General features: G+C 58.8%; 12 protein-coding genes. All 12 read left to right on the top strand.

What is annotated here, in order from left to right; genetic code table 11:
• The first annotated feature begins 72 nt into the window (after positions 1–72).
• Positions 73–2,028 carry a PAS domain-containing protein gene (locus tag GDA65_20020; protein MBA5864972.1) on the top strand — a complete coding sequence of 652 codons (1,956 nt, stop codon included), beginning with the start codon at positions 73–75 and terminating at the stop codon, positions 2,026–2,028.
• Positions 2,000–3,394, top strand: a complete 1,395-nt coding sequence (locus tag GDA65_20015; GenBank protein ID MBA5864971.1) for a response regulator — start codon at positions 2,000–2,002, stop codon at positions 3,392–3,394. Before GDA65_20020 ends, GDA65_20015 begins: the two co-directional genes overlap by 29 nt.
• A 57-nt stretch (positions 3,395–3,451) precedes the next feature.
• Complete coding sequence (locus tag GDA65_20010; protein ID MBA5864970.1) at positions 3,452–4,612, top strand: hypothetical protein; 1,161 nt, start codon at positions 3,452–3,454, stop codon at positions 4,610–4,612.
• Positions 4,609–5,253 carry a response regulator gene (locus tag GDA65_20005; GenBank protein MBA5864969.1) on the top strand — a complete coding sequence of 215 codons (645 nt, stop codon included), beginning with the start codon at positions 4,609–4,611 and terminating at the stop codon, positions 5,251–5,253. Before GDA65_20010 ends, GDA65_20005 begins: the two co-directional genes overlap by 4 nt.
• Before the next feature lie 178 nt (positions 5,254–5,431).
• Complete coding sequence (locus GDA65_20000; protein MBA5864968.1) at positions 5,432–5,632, top strand: hypothetical protein; 201 nt, start codon at positions 5,432–5,434, stop codon at positions 5,630–5,632.
• A gap of 524 nt (positions 5,633–6,156) precedes the next feature.
• Positions 6,157–7,635, top strand: a complete 1,479-nt coding sequence (locus tag GDA65_19995; protein MBA5864967.1) for a hypothetical protein — start codon at positions 6,157–6,159, stop codon at positions 7,633–7,635.
• Entirely contained in the window at positions 7,635–8,864 is a 1,230-nt protein-coding gene (locus tag GDA65_19990; protein MBA5864966.1) for an efflux RND transporter periplasmic adaptor subunit, read from the top strand. The genes GDA65_19995 and GDA65_19990 overlap by 1 nt, the downstream gene beginning before the upstream one ends.
• A gap of 4 nt (positions 8,865–8,868) precedes the next feature.
• Positions 8,869–11,994, top strand: a complete 3,126-nt coding sequence (locus GDA65_19985; GenBank protein ID MBA5864965.1) for a CusA/CzcA family heavy metal efflux RND transporter — start codon at positions 8,869–8,871, stop codon at positions 11,992–11,994.
• A 155-nt stretch (positions 11,995–12,149) separates the two neighbouring features.
• The gene (sugE, locus tag GDA65_19980; GenBank protein MBA5864964.1) at positions 12,150–12,464 is read left to right on the top strand and encodes a quaternary ammonium compound efflux SMR transporter SugE; all 315 of its coding nucleotides are present in this window, start codon (positions 12,150–12,152) and stop codon (positions 12,462–12,464) included.
• 409 nt (positions 12,465–12,873) lie between these two features.
• A complete protein-coding gene (locus GDA65_19975; GenBank protein MBA5864963.1) occupies positions 12,874–14,295 on the top strand; it encodes a response regulator in 1,422 nt (473 codons plus the stop codon).
• A 483-nt stretch (positions 14,296–14,778) separates the two neighbouring features.
• Positions 14,779–18,222: a molybdopterin-dependent oxidoreductase gene (locus GDA65_19970; GenBank protein MBA5864962.1), complete on the top strand. Its 3,444-nt coding sequence runs from the start codon at positions 14,779–14,781 to the stop codon at positions 18,220–18,222.
• Between the two features lie 107 nt (positions 18,223–18,329).
• The coding region (locus GDA65_19965; protein ID MBA5864961.1) for a dehydrogenase at positions 18,330–18,454 on the top strand (125 nt) is incomplete at its 3' end.

Genomic DNA, 18,454 nt, shown 5'->3' with positions numbered 1-18,454 from the left:
ACCACGATCAGGCGGCAAAGTTGCACAGTGGTGGGGGTGCAGACTACGATAGCGACGGAAAGTGAGCCTACCTTGAGTGATCTATTAAGCAACCTACCCATTGCCCGCAAGTTATTTCTTGCGTCGGTGATTCCCGCGCTCACCGTCCTGCTGCTCAGCATATTGACCTATCGCAGCGTCACCACGTTTTCCGACGACGAAGGCCAATTGAACGACATCTATTATTCCCAACGCCTGGCGTCAGAATACCTGCGCCTGATCGTCGATCTGGAAACGGGATTCCGGGGTTTTGTGCTGACGAGTCAGGAGCATTACCTGTTCCCCTATCGCACCGCGCAGGACCATGTCCTGAACATCGGCCGCACATTGGAAGCTCAGGTGTCGCAACAGGATGATCAACGCGCGCTCATTGCCTCCGTTCAGGAACTGGTCAGACAATTTATCAAGGAGAAGGAGCTGCTGATCGACGCCGTGAAGGCCGAGCATCCTAACGAGGCGCGAGAGTATATCGAGGAAGGCAAAGGGCGGGCGCTGATGTTGAAAATCCGGCAGGACATGGGCCGATTCGAACACCTGACGCAGACCGCCTTGAATACCAAACTGGCGAAGATCGGTCAGGATCGCGATACGATGCTGATGACCATCCTGGGCGGCGGGCTCTTTGCCTTGATCTGCATGGTGGCGGCCTTGCACCTCATCGCCCATTCCATCACCACACCGCTGGCCCGTCTGGCGACAGCGGTGGGAACGTCCGACCGGAATCCGATCCCGCAGGTTCCCGTCATGACGCGAACGGATGAAATCGGCAATCTGTCGCGTGTCATGCACGCCATGAGTTCGGCTATCCAGTCCCATATTGCCGCCTTGCAACAGTCGGAAGGCAACCTGCGCCAGCTCAACCAGGACTTGGCGGGTTCGGAAGCCAAGTATCGCAGCATCGTCGATCACGCGCCCTTCGGCATCTTCACCACCCGAGGGATGACGCTGGTCTTCAGCAATCGTTACAATAGCGTGCTCGCCGGACTCGATTCGACCGAAGAAAAAGATCCCGATGCCGTGCGGCGCGCCATTCATCCGGAGGATCGAGACCGGATCATTGCAGAATTCGCGCAAGCGGTGGCGGCTGGACAGTCGTACGAAACCGTCTTCCGGTTTCTCCATGCGGACGGCACGATCCGGAAAGTCTTGAGCCGGCGCATCCCGATTCGCGATCAATCGGGGCAGGTCGTTATGTATCAGGGATTCAACGTGGACATCACCGCACTCGACTTCATGCAAACCCGTTTGCGCCGCGCGGAGCGACTGGCAACCCTGGGACAGGTTGCAGCAGGCATTGCGCACGAGATCAGAAACCCGCTTGTTGGCATCGGTTCAACGACCTCTCTCTTGCTCGACGACACCGACGCCGCGGACCCGCGACGTCCCGATTTGGCAGTCATTCTACAGGAAACGAAACGTCTGGACCGGATCGTCAATCAGATCATCGACTATGCTCGTCCAAGGGAAATCGTGGCGTTCGCCTTCGACATGGCACAGCTAGTGCATGAAGTGATCAAGGTGTTAGATGACCCCCTGACGCGGAAACAGGCGGCCATTAGCCTTTTGGCTCCCGCCGCTCCGTATATGATCCAGGCCGACCGCGATCAATTTAAACAGGTGTTGCTCAATGTCCTGCAGAACGCGATCGAGGCCACTCCACAGGGCGAAACCATTACCGTGGCCCTGGTGGAACAGGCCCGCGGGGTGGAGCCGGGGCTTGAAATCACGGTGACGGATCGAGGCAGCGGGATCAGCCCAAGTCATCTGCCGCACGTATTCGAACCGTTTTTCACCAGCGGCAAACCGCGTGGCACCGGCTTGGGGTTGGCGATCTCCCGCAATATTCTCGACGCGCACGGAGGCGACATCGCGCTGGACAGTGAGGTGGGGCACGGCACCACCGTTCGCATATGGACGCCCGTGCAACAACAGCCGCAACGAATGCAGGAAGAAGGAGATCATGCAGGCCACGATTTACGTTACGGATGACGAACCGGCGATTCGCTCCGCCATCGTCAAACGCCTTTCTCGCCGACACCACACCGTGACCGGATTTGAATCCGGGGAAGACCTGGTCAGTGCCGTCACCCAGCAGGCTCCCGACCTGATTCTGCTGGACCTCAAAATGCCCGGCATGGGCGGCATCGACGCGCTCCGGAAAATCCGTCCGCTCGCTCCGCAGACCCTCGTCATTATGTTGACTGCCTACGGGACGGTGGAAAATGCGGTGGAAGCCATGCGGTTGGGCGCCTACGATTTTCTCATCAAGTCTGTCGATCTCTCAGGCGTCGATCCCGTTGTCGATCGCGCCCTGGAATTCCTCGCCTTGCGCCACCGGGTCGAATTTGCGCTCGAAGACCAGAACAGCGCCTACGTCTTGTCCAATATCGATGCGCGTAGTCCAGCCATGCAACTGCTCCTCGGCCAGGTTCGAGATGTAGCGGAAAACGCCAAATCAACGGTCTTGCTCCAAGGGGAAACGGGCAGCGGGAAGGAATTTCTCGCGCGGGTCATCCACTGTAACGGACCGCGCGCGGCCGGCCCGTTTGTGGCCGTCAACTGCACCGCCATTCCCAAGGAGCTGTTTGAAAGCGAGCTGTTCGGTTATGAGCGAGGCGCCTTTACCGGGGCCCACCAGCGAAAACGCGGCCTGCTGGAAAAGGCCGAAGGCGGCACGTTGTTTCTGGACGAAATCGGCGATCTAGATCCGGCCATGCAGGCCAAACTGCTGCGCGTGTTGCAAGAACGGACGTTCCGGCGCTTAGGCGGCACGGAGGATCTGTCGGTCGATTTTCGCCTCATGACCGCGACCAATCGCGACCTCAAGAAAGACACGGCCCGCGGCACCTTCCGTGAGGACCTGTTCTTCCGCCTGAACGTCGTCACCTTTGAGCTCCCGCCGCTGCGGGTGCGCGCGGAAGACATTCTTCCGCTCTGCATGCAAGCGATATTGCGCTTCGGGAAGGAATTCGGGAAAGACGTCGTCGACATCGACCCCGACGCCAAAGAACTGCTGCAGCGGTACAGCTACCCCGGCAACATTCGTGAACTGCACAATATCATCGAACGGGCCATGATTCTCTGTCACGACAAAACCCTGACCGCCGGCTCTCTCCCGCGCGAGCTTCGCGACCAGGCGTCGACACATGTGGCGGTGGCCATGGCCCAAGGTGAACATCCCTCGCTTCGCATTGAGATGGTGCTGGGTCAGCAGACATTGGCGGATATCGAGTCGGCGCTGATCGAGGAAGTCGTGCGTCTGTCGGACCACAACAAAACGTTGGCCGCCAAGCATCTGGGATTGACCCGTTTCGCCCTGGACCGGCGGCTGAAAAAGCAGATGGAGCATGAGTAGCCCGACGACGGTGCGTCGGGCGTGCTGCCATTGAACCGATAGAGCCGGACATGGATAATGGGAAGCAGCAGGTCCGGAATGCGTGATCACACACAACCCATTCTCGCCGTCATCATCGGACTGAGCGGCGCGCTATTCGCCGTTGATCTGTTTCTGCCCCTCGGCATCGCCGTCGGAGCGCTGTATGCGGGGATCGTCATCCTGGCCGCCGCCTCGTCCAATCCGCGGTTGCCGTTCCTCACCGCGATAGCCGCCACACCACTGATTATTGCCGGCGCGGCGTTAGGCCCTCAGCACGAGTCGATTCCCCTGTGGGTGGGTGTCGGCAATCGCTTCTTCAGCCTGATCATCGTCTGGATCTCGGCAATGCTCCTGCAACAGCGCCAGCGGGCAGAGATTGAATTGCGCGAGGCCAAGAATGAGTTGGAGGGGCGAGTCAATGCCCGGACGAAGGAACTGGCCGACGTCAACCACAGTCTGTTGCAGGAAATATCCGGACACATCCAGACAGAAGGATTTCTCCGCAACAGCGAACAGGCCCTCGCGACAAGCCGGCAGGAACTCCGCGACCTCGCGGCCCGCCTCCTGACAGTCCAGGAAGACGAACGCCGGCGCATCTCGAGAGATCTTCACGATGATATCAACCAGCGTCTCGCCATGCTGGTTGTTCAAGCCGAATCATTGGAAGCCAATCTTCCCGCCTCCGCCGTCGGCTGCAGCAAAGAACTCCGTTCGATTCAGGACCGGCTCACTGAGCTCTCCGACGACGTTCGCCATCTGGCCTATCAGTTCCATCCGTCCATACTGGACGATCTGGGACTTCCCGTGGCGTTGCAGCGGCTCATCGATGAGTGCGCGGTCCGCTCGAATCTTGCCATCTCGCTCGACATCCCTGTGTCACCGAAGGCCATTCCCCAGACGGTGTCCACCTGTCTCTATCGCATCGCCCAGGAATGCCTCGCCAATATCGTGAAACATGCCCAGGCCTCTCAGGCATGCGTCTCCCTGGCATCGACCGCTGACGGGATCACCCTCACCGTCCAGGATGACGGCGTCGGATTCGATACGCAGCAGGTGGTCGACAATCCACGAGGCCTCGGCCTGGTGAGTATGGCGGAACGCGTGCGCCTGGTTCATGGCAGTGTGACCATCGACTCGATCCCTCAGCAAGGCACCCGTCTCTCAATCCATGTTCCCCGCACGGAGGTTTCCGTATGACTACGCCACCTCGAGTACTACTGGCCGACGACCATACCCTGGTGCTGGAAGGATTCCGGAGAATCGTTGAACAACGCTGCGAAGTCGTGGGAGCCGTCGAAGACGGCCGAGCGCTGCTTGAAGCCGCTGTGCAGCTGCGTCCCGACCTCATTCTGCTCGACATTTCCATGCCGTTGTTGAACGGGGTCGATGCGGGCCGCCAACTCAAAAAATTACTCCCCGACGTGCGGCTGATCTTCGTGACGATGCATGCCGATCCAGCGTATGTGAGCGAAGCATTCAAAGCCGGCGCCTCCGCGTATCTCCTGAAACGATCCGCCGCCAGAGAGCTGGACCAGGCCATCGATGCGGTCTTGAAGGGACAGTATTTTGTGACCTCGCTCCTGACGCGAGATATTATGAGCGGTCTGTCTGGGGGGCAATCCGGCCTCTTCGCGCAACGGCAGGAATTGACACCGCGCCAACGCGAAGTGTTGCAGCTCATTGCCGAAGGACGGACCATTAAAGAAATCGCTGCGCTCTTAAATATCTCCCCGAAAACCGTGGAGTTTCACAAGGCGCAGATCATCTTTCACCTCAATCTCAGGACCACAGCTGAGTTGACGAAATACGCGCTCGCCCACGGCCTGACATCCGCCTAGCGACAGCCTCTTCGAAGTCCCGCCACTTCGAACCCGTCGCAGCCGGCGCTTCCGCCATCAACCTAGGACATCACCTAGTTGTCAGTCTGCGCGACATTCGCTAAGGTAGTACCACTTGGCGAAGCTGGACTACACGCGGGTCCGCCGGCCCCCGAAGCTTCTGCAGGAGAACGGGACCATGAGCCCCACAGCCACACGATGTCAATTCTGCTGGCGGGTTGAAGACAAGCGGGCTGGCGGGAGCGATTCGGCGGCATGGTCTGATCTGCCGACCTTCATCCAGAAACACAACCTGGCTTCTCACGATCTCAGTTTTGCCGACGGATATTGTCCGCAGTGCACGCAACTCTATGGGCGCCTCACGCAAGACCATCCGTAGATGGTGACGCGCGCCGGGCGGGAAAGAAGGATCGTTTTATCAATGAAACATAACCCAGAGAGTCGTTCGAGGTGGCGCTATTGTCGATCAACTGATTGCGCAACAGATTCCGAGCCGTGGAATGCCGGCTCCTCTACCGATGCGGGCACACTCAACGCTGACCGATCGAGAGCATTCCCGAATCGCATTGCCGGCCGGCAGAGGAGAGGAGTTTCTTGCGCCCGCCCCCAACCACAAGCACGCTGTCGGTGGCACGGAGCGCGTCATCCGGACCGACGCGCCGGGTAGTGTTGACGCCAGGTCAGCTCCGTAGGTCACACAGTACTGGACTCGCTAGAGTGCGAGTCATCGGGAGTCCCCTCCTATCGCCACACAGGCTGTTTGCTCGCTGGAACCACTGACCTGGCCTCCGCTCTCCGCTGAATCCCTCACATCACGCGGCGATTGTTAGACTTCAGGCCTTCAAGCTGATACGGTAGTTAATTCAGCGGCCGTAGGCAGCGAGTGCGGAGCTGCCACGGCTGATGGCGCAAGTCGGTGCGGAGGAAGACATGTCGAGCACGAAACACACTCACCGATACCGAAGGGCTCAGACCCGGCAGAAACAGGAAGGCTGCGGCATCGCCACGAACAGGCAGTCATCAGTGCACACGGGATTCGGTCAGATTCGGTTCACAAAAGGAAGGGCCGATCTTTTGCCCGCGTCCCTCATCCGCCACATGGCCATCACTTGTGTGGTGATGGGGCTGTCCGTGATGGCCTGGCCCTGCGCGGTTCCAGGTTGGGCGGCCTCCCCTTCGACCATGCCGTCCGCTACGACCGAACCGGTCTACTCCATGGCCACCGTGTTGGACCTGGCATTGTCGCGCAACCCTACCGTGGCGAGCGCGGAAGGGACCATCGAACAACACCGCGGGCAACAGGTCGCCGCCCATACCTACATCAATCCCTCCGTCAACGCGAATAGCGGCCGCGGCAAAATGAGGGACCTGGGCTTGTTCGATCCGGCGGTGCGTGAATCGCTCACTGAGTTTAACCTGAGCGTGGGGCAGCCGATCGAATGGCCGTCCAAACGCGCCGCGCGCCAACGCGCCACAGAAGCAGGCGTCGCCAGCGCTTCAGCCGGATTGGCGGAAACCCGGCTGAATCTGATCGCCGACGTCAAAGTCGCGTTCTACGATCTACTCCTGGCCCAACGCGATCTCACACTCGCGCAACAAAACCTGGCGACCATCGAAGACGTGCATCGGGCCGTCACCACACGGGTGCGGTTGGGAGAAAGTCCGCAGTTCGAAGCGATTCGCTCTGAAGTGGAAGTGCTCAAGGCTAAGCAATCGCTCACAAGGGCCAACAACCGCCTGCGCGTCGGCCGAGTGATGCTTGATACGCTTACGGCCGGTTCCCTCGGCCACAGCTATGCCATCGACGGCCAATTACACCGAATCGGCCCCGGCTTCGGCATCGACATCCTCACCGAACGCGCGCTGGCGGACCATCCCACGATCATGCGGTTGCGAAAGACCGTCGAGCAGGCCGACCATAGTCTGGAGTTCGAACGGCAGGCCCGCGTGCCGAACATCACCATCGGGGGCAGCTACTGGCGGGAAATCGGGCGAGAAGCGTTTACCGGCGGGGTCTCATTTCCAACCCCCGTGTGGGATCGCCGGCAAGGGGAGATCATTTCGGCCTTCGGGAGTAAGCGGAAGGGCGAGGCCGAATTTCTTCGGGCGCGCAATGAACTCATCCGGAATATCAGCCAGCATTTTCAGGATGCAAAAACGACGGCGGATTTGATTGAGGTCTATGAAAAGGGACTCCTGCGCCAGGCTGAGGAAGCTCTCCGAATCGCCAAGTTTAGTTTTCAACAAGGCGCCTCGAGTCTCATCGAAGTCCTGGACGCCCAACGTGTGCAGCGCCAGATTTTGCTGGACTATGCCCAGGCTCAATTTGATCTTTCAATATCGCTCGCTCTGTTGGAGCGAGCGGTGGGAGGCACGCTGTAATGGCCGCGGTTGGTCCTGATCGCCACACTCGCATTTCGTTGCTTCAACCCACACGGAGAAGGACCCTCGCGGGCGCGCTCCTCCTCATGATGCTGCACGCCGTGTCAGGATGCGATGGCCCACCCCCGAACGCCACGGGCGCAAATCCGCCTGTCGCCCCCGCCGAAAGCGGTCTGATTCGCTTGACGGCCGACAAAGTGAAATCAGCGGGCATCACCGTGCAACCGCTCACGCGCGGAGAGTTCCGGACCTTTCGGGATTTTCCCGGGACGGTGGAACCTAACGAACATGCGCTCGCCGAAATTACGACTCTCGTTCGCGGCCGCGTCATTGATGTGTATGCGGATCTTGGCCGGGAAGTGAAAGGCGGCACCCTTTTGGCGCTCCTTTACAGCAGCGAGCTGGGCATGGCGCAGTCCGCCTACCTCAAGGCGACGGCCAAATTGAATGTCGCCGATCGGGCCTTTCGTCGGGCGGAACTGCTCTTGAAGGAAAAGGTCATCGGTCTGGCGGAATCCCAGCGGCGTGAAGGAGAAATGATCAGTCTCCGAGCCGAACAACGGGAAACACGCGATCGGTTGCTTCTCCTCGGCCTGACCGAGGAAGACTTGCGACATTTGGATCGGAATCACACCATCCGCTCCCATGTTCCGGTGGTGGCCCCTTTCGACGGCCGTATCATCGCGAGGAATCTGACCAAGGGAGAAGTCGTGGAAACGACGGAAAAACTCTTTGTCGTCGCCGACCTCTCTGAAGTGTGGGTGACCGCGAAAGTTCCTGAAAAGGACATTCCGTACATCCGGACCGACCAGACCGGTACGGGCCAACTGGTCGAAGTGCATGTCTCGGCCTACCCCGACCAGACATTCCAGGGAAGTATCACCTATGTCGGCGATGTGCTTGATCCCGCCACCCGCACGATGCGGCTCCGCCTTGAACTGCCGAACCCGCAGCGGAAACTGAAGCCCGAAATGTACGCCACGGTCCGTGTTTATTCCGATCCGGAACCGAACATGTTGCTCATCCCGGAATCGGCTATCCAGCGCGACCGGGATCGCCCGTTCGTTTTCGTTCAGCGCGAGCCGGGGGTTTTCGAAATACGGCCCGTTCAGCTCGGCGATTCGAATGGGAAAGAAATCAAGGTGCTCGGCGGCGTCGAAGACCAGGAGGCGGTCGTCGTGACAGGATCCTACGTGCTCAAATCCGAGTTATTGGGATCGCAGATCTGACGACATGGTAGCGTCTCTGCTGCAGCTGGCTCTCCGCCAACGTGTCCTGGTCGTCGTCGTCGCCATCGCGCTCGCCCTGGGCGGACTCTATGCTTTCGAGACGATCCCGATCGATGCCTTTCCCGACGTCACGACGGTTCTGGTTCAGGTCGTCACCAAAGCGCCGGGACTCTCCCCGGAAGAGATCGAACGTTTCGTCACCTTTCCCCTTGAACTCCAGCTCACCGGCGCCCCCGGCCTTGTCGAGGTGCGCTCGCTCTCCAAGGTCGGCCTCTCGATGATCGACGTCATCTTCGAAGACTCCGTCGATATTTATTTGGCGCGACAGGTCGTGCTGGAGCGTGTGCTGGAAGTACAAGACCAACTCCCCCCCGGTTCCCTGTCTCAATTGGTCCCCAACACCACCGGTCTCGGCGAAGTATTCCAGTATGTTCTCAAGGGCCCCCAGGACGACACGACCGGCGTGCAGATTCCGGAATCCGAGCTGATGTATCGGCGCACGCTTCAGGACTGGCTGATCCGTCCGCTGCTCAAGGGACTCCCGGATGTCGTGGACGTGAACTCGTTGGGAGGCTTCGTCAAACAGTACCAGGTCATGGTGGATCCCGGCCTTCTGCGGAAATACAACCTGGCGTTGCACGATGTCTTCACGGCAGTCGAACAGAACAATGCCAATGCGGGCGGAAACATTCTGGAGAAAAATTCCGAGCGCTATATCGTTCGAGGCGTCGGGCTCATCAAGACCGTGGCGGATGTCGAGCAGATCGTCGTGAAAGAAGTCGGCGGCACGCCGGTCTATATCCGCGACGTCGCCGAAGTGCGCATCGGCAGCGCGATTCGCCATGGCGCGGCAGTGATCAACGGCCAACAGGAAACCGTGACCGGAATCGTGCTCATGCTCCGCGGGGGGAACGCGCGGGAGGTGGTTCAAGCCGTCAAAACGAAAATTGACGAGATCCACGCGCACAAATTGCTCCCCGACGGACTCCGCATCGTGCCGTTTTACGACCGGATTGAGTTGATCACCGCCGCACTCGGCACCGTATATAAGGCGTTGCTGGAAGGCATGCTCCTCGTCGTCGTCGTCCTGTTTCTTTTCCTCGGCAATGTCCGGAGCGCCCTCATCGTCACGGCGACTCTGCTGTTGACCCCGCTCGCAACCTTCATCGTCATGGACCGCGTGGGGCTGACCGCCAATCTCATGTCGCTGGGAGGATTGGTCATCGCCATCGGCATGATGGTCGACGGCTCCGTGGTCGTGGTCGAAAACATTTACCGGCATTTATCGGAACACCGGAACTCGCAGGGAGGAACCGTGACGACGATCCTGCGGGCTGCGATGGAAGTGGGACAGCCGGTCGTCTTCGGTATCCTGATCATCATCATTGTCTTCTTCCCCATCCTCTCGCTCCAGGGCATGGAGGGGAAGATGTTTCAGCCATTGGCCTATACGATCATCATCGCGCTCCTGATTTCCCTGCTCCTCTCCCTCACTCTGTCGCCGGTGCTCTGTTCCCTGGTGCTCAAGGATGCCCGGGAGGAAGATACGCTGCTGTTGCGTTGGATCAAGCGCGCGTACATGCCGGCTCTCGGCTGGGCGCTTGGTCATCGCATGTTGGTCCTTGGGTCGGCATTGGTGCTGTTAGCCGCCAGTCTGGCGCTGTTTCCCTTTCTCGGCGGTGAGTTCATTCCGATCCTCAACGAAGGCTCGGTCTCACCGCAGACGATCCGTCTGCCCGGTATCTCGCTGGAAAAATCCATCGAGATCGAGAAGGAGATGCAGCGGGCGATCCTGGAGTTCCCGGAAGCCCGGATGGTGGTTTCCAAAATCGGGCGCACCGAACTGGGTAACGACCCCCAAGAACCCAATTCCAGCGATCCGGTCGTGTCGCTCGTTCCTATGGATGAATGGAAAACCGCCACCACCAAAGCCGAATTGGATGACGCTATCCGGCGCCGGCTCCAACGTATTCCTGGGGCGAATTTCCTGATCAGTCAGCCGATTCAGCAACGGGTCGACGAGCTGGTCTCCGGAGTCCGGTCTGAAGCGACCGTGAAGGTCCTTGGCGAGGACCTGGACGTCTTGCGCGGCACGGCCGATAAAATCCAGGCCATCATGAGCGGCATCGAGGGCGTGAAGGACGTGCGGGTGGAACAGTTGTTCGGACAGCCCTATCTGACGATCGACATCGACCGCGGCCAAATTGCCCGGCACGGCATCAACGTCGCGCACGTGCGCGAAATCATTACGACGGCGATCGGCGCGGACCCGGCGACGCGCGTCTATGAAGGCCAACGCCGCTTTGACCTGATCCTGCGCTACCCCGAACAATACCGCGACAGCGTGGACACAATCGGAAACATTCTCCTGACCACCCCAACCGGGGCGCTGATTCCACTGGGCAATATCGCCAAGGTGGAGTTGCGCGAAGGGCCGGCGCTGATCAGCCGGGAAGGCCTGCAACGTAGAATTTACGTCGGCTTCAACACATTCGGGCGCGACATTGAAAGTATCGTGCACGAGGCCCAGACGAAGATCGCGCGACAGGTGCCGCTGCCTACCGGCTATCGACTGCAGTGGGGTGGTTCCTTCGAAAACATGCAACGAGCCATGGCTCGATTGAAGATCGTGGTGCCGCTCACGATCGGCGTGATCTTCCTGATTCTGTTTTCCTCGTTCAACTCCCTGCGCCATGCGGCCTTGATCATCCTGAACCTTCCGTTCGCCCTCATCGGCGGCATCGCGGCCCTGTGGCTGACCGGCGAATACCTCAGCGTGCCGGCCTCCGTCGGGTTCATCAATCTATTCGGTGTGGCCGTGTTGAACGGCATCGTCCTCGTTTCCTATATCAACAAGCTCCGTGCCGAAGGCATGGACGGAGAGAAAGCCGTCGTCACCGGCTGCTCCCTGCGCTTGCGTCCGGTTTTGATGACGGCCGTGGTGGCATTGCTGGGGTTACTCCCGCTCGCACTGTCCCACGGGATCGGGTCGGAAGTGCAACGCCCCTTGGCCATCGTCGTGATCGGAGGGCTCGTCAGTTCCACGCTGCTGACGTTGATCGTCCTGCCTGTGCTCTATCAATGGTTCGACCGGCCGGACACACCGGCCCCGATTGCGGAGCGGCATTAATCTCATCCGCCCATTCTCCCGATGTCCCTAGTGAAATGCCGAGGTTTCTTTGCGCGGGTGATCCTGTACTGTGCGTATTCAGGAAAAGTCGTCACTTATGTGCACATTGGCGTTCTCCTCCATCCCCCCTACAACATATCGAGAGAGTGACCTGAATGGCGTGGACATTTCTGATCGTGGCCGGACTGTTTGAAATCTGCTGGGCCATCGGCCTCAAATATACAGATGGGTTTTCGAGATTCTGGCCGACGACGGGGACGTTAATCGCTATGGCCGCTAGTTTCGGCTTCCTGGCTCAGGCCTTAAAAAGTATTCCAGTTGGAACGGGGTACGCGGTCTGGACCGGCATCGGAGCGGCCGGTACCGCCGTGTTAGGGATTGTGCTCTTCGCGGAGTCCGTCTCGATCGTCAAAGTGTTTTCTCTCCTCTGTATCGTACTCGGGATCATCGGGCTCAAAGGCAGCGCCTGAACGCACAGTCAGCGCGCACACGATTCCAGGCCTGCATGATCTAGTTGCCGCTCGCCACACCGAATCAGCCGGAGTCGACTCTCGTGCGGTTTCCGAATCGGAATACACCGCCTCATGCGGCTCGTGCCGTCGCCGAATGGCTCCTCCTCTGCCTTCCTGGCCGTGATCATCCACCTGCTTGTGTTCCTGGCTTACCACATGCTGATTTTCACGAAATAGTATCAAGAGACTGTCTGTTCATGGGAATGGACCGCCTGGTTGATTTGCTTCGCCCTAGCCTCCTAAGATACGGACGAGATGACGGCCATTCACGGCAGACATCGAAGGCCGACTCAGGGACGCATCGAGATGCGCCCCCCTCTAACCCCATGATGTAAACGGATTGGACGTGGTTCCGGAACAGACACGCATGTCAGGCACTAAGTCAAAAACCTTCACGATCCTGCTTGTGGAAGATAACGCGGGAGACGTAGATCTGTTCTTACGCACGGTGGAGCACGAGCTGCCGCGTCATGAAGACGATGAGGTGACGCTCGTACTCAACGCCACGGCCGAGGGCGCACTCGAACGTGTACGGCAAGAGCCGATCGATCTCATTATCGCCGATGTACGGTTGCCGGGCATGAGCGGTATCGAACTGCTTCGGCAAGTCCAGGATTTGAATCGGCGTATCCCGGTCATCATTCTCAGCCGGGTCGACGCCACGGAAACTGTCATTGATGCGATGCGTCACGGCGCGTTCGACTATATCGTGGAACCATACGACACCATGGATCTGGCGGCCCGCATTCATCGGGCCATGCGCATGTCGGAGATTCTTCTGCAGGACACGCCCGATGAGCCCGCCGCACCTCGCATTCCGTTCAAAAACCTCGTCGGCGTGAGTCCCGCGATCCGAAACGTGATGGCTATGATTGAAGCCATCGCGCGGGTCCCCTCCACCACACTGATCATCGGAGAAACCGGCACGGGCAAGGAACTGATTGCGAAAGCCATTCATGAGCGAAGTCTAGATAGCGACGGCCCGTTTCAGGTTGTCGATTGCACAACCTTTTCGGAAGGCACAGTGGAGAGCGAACTCTTCGGGCACGTCCGGGGCGCATTCACCGGCGCCGTCGCCGACCGAACCGGCTTGATCGAATCAGGAAGTCACGGCACCGTATTTCTGGATGAAATCGGCGATCTCCCTGCCAATCTCCAAGCGAAGCTGTTACGAGTGCTGGAAGCCGGTGAAGTCCGGGCGGTCGGCAGCACCCAGCAACGGAAGGTCAATGTCCGGTTTGTGGCCGCAACAAACCAGGACCTTGCCGAGAAGGTGAAGCGGAACGAGTTCCGGAAGGATCTTTTTTTTCGTCTCAACGTCATGGTCATCCGTGTGCCGCCTCTGCGGGAGCGGACGGAGGACATTCCCGTTCTTGCGCGGCACTTTATCGCCCGGTATGCCAAGGAGTTTACAAAACGGGTGGACGATCTCCATCCCTCGGCCGTGACAGAATTGGTTGCCTATCCGTGGCCGGGAAATGTGCGAGAGCTTCGGAATGTGATGGAGCGCGCGGTCATGCTCGCCAAAGGCGATCGCATCGGCATTGCGGATGTGGCTGGTATGCTGGCGGTTCCCGACGAACGACAACATGAAACCTCTGACGAAGATTATCTGCATCTGCCCTACGCCAAAGCCAAAGAACAGGTTCTGGAAGCTTTCAACCGACGATATATCTCCACCAAACTGAGTATCCATCAGGGCAATGTGACGCATGCCGCCCAAGACGCCGGACTGCCCCGCTCCTACTTCCATGAGATTATGCGCCGTTACACCAAAGACGAAAAATAATAGTGTCAGCAAAATATGACACACAATATCGGCACTGAGGCACAAGTCATTGTTTTTACTAATCTTTAACACACAATGCGCTGCCGTCTGCATTTCCAGACATATTTTAGCATTACAAATCAATCACTTACATTATTAAACCAGCCACGTGTCAGCAGTTCCTGACCCTACTCATTCTGACATTCTTTCCTTCCCTTTCTACCAACCAGGCACACCACACAACTACTTGTTTTCATGCATTTAGTTAGCCGTTACATCTCTCCGGCGCGGCATCCGGCAATCCTCGCGACGGCACGTGAATTGTAATACTCCTCTACCGCGAGCGAATGTCCGCTCGACAATTTCGAATTGTGAGGGGCGAATGTTTCCAATTCGACACAAGGAAAGGGGGTACACCAGACGAGATTGCATCCACGTGAGTGTAGTGAGGTTGTACGAACAGGTGCATGAGGGACTCATGTGCCTCACAAGGAGGTAGCTATTATGCAGGTTTCCGTTTCACGGAGACAGTTTCTCAAAATTTCAGCGGGCACCGTGGCGGCCGTGGCCGTCGCGGACAAAGTCCTCGCACTGACCGCGCTGCAGCCGGTCATCGAGGTGGGCAACCCGCTGGGTGAGTACCCGGATCGGTCCTGGGAGCGTGTGTATCACGACCAGTACCGGTACGATTCATCCTTTACCTGGTGCTGTTCCCCGAACGACACGCACGGCTGTCGCGTCCGGGCCTTCGTCCGCAACGGCGTCGTCATGCGGGTGGAACAGAACTACGACCACCAGACCTACGAAGACCTCTATGGCAACCGCGGGACGTTCGCGCATAACCCGCGCATGTGCTTGAAAGGCTTCACCTTCCACCGCCGCGTGTACGGACCCTATCGCTTGAAGGGGCCGTTGATGCGGAAAGGCTGGAAGCAGTGGATGGACGATGGCTCCCCCGAGCTGACGCCCGACGTGAAGCGCAAGTACAAGTTCGACAGCCGCTTCTTGGACGACCTCAACCGGGTGTCGTGGGATACGGCCTTCACCTATGTGGCCAAAGGCGCCGTGATCATCGCGACGCGCTACAGCGGAGAAGCCGGAGCCCGTCGGCTCCGCGAGCAGGGGTATGCGCCGGAAATGATCGAAATGATGAAGGGCGCGGGCGTGCGGACCTTCAAGCATCGCGCCGGCATGCCGGTTCTCGGCATCATCGGCAAGATGATGAACACCCGGTTCAACGGCGGCTGCTTGCCGTTGCTCGATTCCTGGATCCGCAAAGTCGATGCCGAAAAGGCGCAAGGCGGCAAGTACTACTCCAACTACACCTGGCACGGCGACCAGGATCCGTCCCATCCGTTCTGGAACGGGACCCAGAATTGCGACGTGGACCTCTCCGACATGCGCTTCTCCAAGCTGAACACCAGCTGGGGCAAGAACTTCGTCGAGAACAAGATGCCGGAAGCGCACTGGAAGCTCGAATCCATCGAGCGCGGCGCGCGTATCGTCGTCATTACGCCGGAGTACAACCCCACGGCCTACCGCGCCGACTACTGGATTCCGTTGCGGCCGGAGACCGATGGTGCGAACTTCCTCGGTGCTGCAAAGATCATCTTCGATGAAAACTTGCAAGACATCGATTACATCAAGGAATTTACCGACCTGCCGTTGCTCATTCGGACGGATACGCTCCAGTATCTCGATCCACGCGACGTGCTGGCCGACTACAAGTTCCCGGATTTCTCCAAGAGCTATTCGGGACGGATCCAGTCCTTGAAGCCGGAGCAAATCGAACGGCTCGGCGGCATGATGGTCTGGGACATGGCGAAGGGCCAAGCGGTCCCGCTGCACCGGGAGCAAGTGGGCTTCCACTTCAAGGCCAGCGGCATTGATCCCGCGTTGACCGGCTCCCATCGGGTGAAATTGCTCAATGGCCGGGAAATCGACGTGATGCCGCTCTATCAGATGTATCAGGTGCACCTCCAGGACTATGACCTGGATACCACTCACCAGATCACCCGCGCGCCGAAGGACCTCATCGTCCGGTGGGCACGGGATTCGGGCACGATCAAGCCGGCCGCGATGCATAACGGCGAAGGCGTCTGCCACTATTTCCACATGACGGAAATGGGACGGGCGGCGGCGTTCATTATGACCATCACCGGCAACATCGGCAAATTCGGCACGGGCTGCCATACCTGGTCCGGCAACTACAAGGCCGGCATCTGGAACGCCGTGCCCTGGTCCGGCGCGGGCCTCGCGGTGCATACCGGCGAAGATCCGTTCAACCTGACCTTGGATGCGAATGCGCACGGCAAAGAGATCAAGACTCGTTCCTATTACTATGGTGAAGAAGTCGGGTACTGGAACCATGGTGATACGGCCTTGATCGTCAACACGCCGAAGTACGGTCGTAAGGTGTTCACCGGCAAGACCCACATGCCGAGCCCCAGCAAAGTCCGCTGGGTCACCAACGTGAACATTCTGAACAACGCCAAACACCACTATGACATGGTGAAAAACGTCGATCCGAACATCGAGATGATCGTCACGCAAGACATCGAGATGACCTCGGACGTCAACCATGCCGACGTGGCGTTTGCGTGTAACTCGTGGATGGAGTTTACCTATCCGGAAATGACGGGCACGGTCTCCAATCCGTGGATTCAGATCTGGAAGGGCGGCATCCGTCCGCTGTACGACACCCGCAACGATGCGGACACCTTCGCCGGCGTCGCCGCCAAGTTGGCGGAAATGACCGGGGATGCGCGCTTCCGCGGCGTCTTCCACTTCGTGTACATGAACCGCGTCGATGTCTATCCGCAGCGGATGCTGGATGCCAGCGCCACCTGCTACGGGTACAGCGCGGACGTCATGTTGAAGTCGGAAAAGGGGTGGATGGTCATGGGCCGCACCTATCCGCGGCATCCGCTCTGGGAAGAGACCAACGAGTCCAAGCCCCAGTGGACGCGGTCGGGTCGTATCGAGACCTACCGTGTCGAGCCGGAAGCCATCGAGTACGGCGAAAACTTCATCGTCCACCGGGAAGGCCCGGAGTGTACGCCGTATCTGCCGAATGCGATTTTCTCCAACAATCCGTTCATTCGGCCGGATGACTACGGTATTCCGATCACCGCGCAGCACCATGATGACAAGCACGTGCGGAACATCAAGCTGCCGTGGGCGGAAATCAAGCGGCATCCGAACCCGTTGTGGGAAAAGGGCTACCAGTTCTACTGCGTCACGCCCAAGACCCGGCACCGGGTGCATAGCCAATGGTCGGTGAACGACTGGGTGCAGATTTATGAGTCGAACTTCGGCGATCCGTACCGCATGGACAAACGGACGCCGGGTGTCGGCGAACACCAGTTGCACATCAACCCGCAAGCGGCGAAAGACCGCGGCATCAACGACGGCGACTACGTCTTTGTCGACGGTAACCCGGTGGACCGGCCCTATCGTGGCTGGAAGCCCTCGGATCCGTTCTATAAGGTGTCCCGTCTGATGATCCGGGCCAAGTACAACCCGGCGTATCCCTACCACGTCACGATGGCCAAGCATGCGCCGTACGTCGCCACGGCGAAGTCGGTGAAGGGCCACGAGACGCGGCCAGACGGACGCGCCATCGCGGTGGACACCGGCTATCAGTCCAACTTCCGGTACGGCGCCCAACAGTCGTTTACCAGAAACTGGCTGATGCCGATGCACCAGACCGACTCACTCCCCGGCAAACACACGATTGCCTGGAAGTTCAAGTGGGGCTATGCCATCGATCACCACGGCATCAACACGGTTCCGAAGGAATGCTTGATCCGCATCACCAAGGCGGAAGACGGCGGCATCGGAGCCCGTGGGCCGTGGGAACCAGTCCGGACCGGCTTCACACCGGGCCAGGAAAACGAGTTCATGATCAAGTGGCTTAAGGGTGAACATATCAAGATCAAGGTCTAGGACAGAGGTACACGGTCTGGGGGCTTATCCCTCGGCACTTCGTCCTCGGTGCTTGAAACGAATGCGAACCATTAACTACATGATCATGTTCAGAAGGAGGATTCACAATGCCAGAAGTCTATAACTGGCAACTGGGACGGAAGATGCTGTATCCCTACGAGGAGCGGCATCCGAAGTGGCAGTTTGCCTTTGTGTTCAACATCAATCGCTGTTTGGCCTGTCAGACCTGTTC

The sequence above is a fragment of the Nitrospira sp. CR1.1 genome (genome assembly GCA_014055465.1).
Classification (GTDB): Bacteria; Nitrospirota; Nitrospiria; order Nitrospirales; family Nitrospiraceae; genus Nitrospira_A.
The sequence above is the reverse complement of the archived record's forward strand: the minus strand, read 5'-3'. Positions and strand labels throughout refer to the sequence as shown.

Coding starts and splice junctions, on each gene's coding strand:
- GDA65_20015 (MBA5864971.1), top strand. CDS start 2,000: ATGCAGGCCACGATTTACGTTACGGATGACGAACCGGCGATTCGCTCC.
- GDA65_20010 (MBA5864970.1), top strand. CDS start 3,452: ATGGGAAGCAGCAGGTCCGGAATGCGTGATCACACACAACCCATTCTC.
- GDA65_20005 (MBA5864969.1), top strand. CDS start 4,609: ATGACTACGCCACCTCGAGTACTACTGGCCGACGACCATACCCTGGTG.
- GDA65_20000 (MBA5864968.1), top strand. CDS start 5,432: ATGAGCCCCACAGCCACACGATGTCAATTCTGCTGGCGGGTTGAAGAC.
- GDA65_19995 (MBA5864967.1), top strand. CDS start 6,157: ATGGCGCAAGTCGGTGCGGAGGAAGACATGTCGAGCACGAAACACACT.
- GDA65_19990 (MBA5864966.1), top strand. CDS start 7,635: ATGGCCGCGGTTGGTCCTGATCGCCACACTCGCATTTCGTTGCTTCAA.
- GDA65_19985 (MBA5864965.1), top strand. CDS start 8,869: ATGGTAGCGTCTCTGCTGCAGCTGGCTCTCCGCCAACGTGTCCTGGTC.
- sugE (MBA5864964.1), top strand. CDS start 12,150: ATGGCGTGGACATTTCTGATCGTGGCCGGACTGTTTGAAATCTGCTGG.
- GDA65_19975 (MBA5864963.1), top strand. CDS start 12,874: ATGTCAGGCACTAAGTCAAAAACCTTCACGATCCTGCTTGTGGAAGAT.
- GDA65_19970 (MBA5864962.1), top strand. CDS start 14,779: ATGCAGGTTTCCGTTTCACGGAGACAGTTTCTCAAAATTTCAGCGGGC.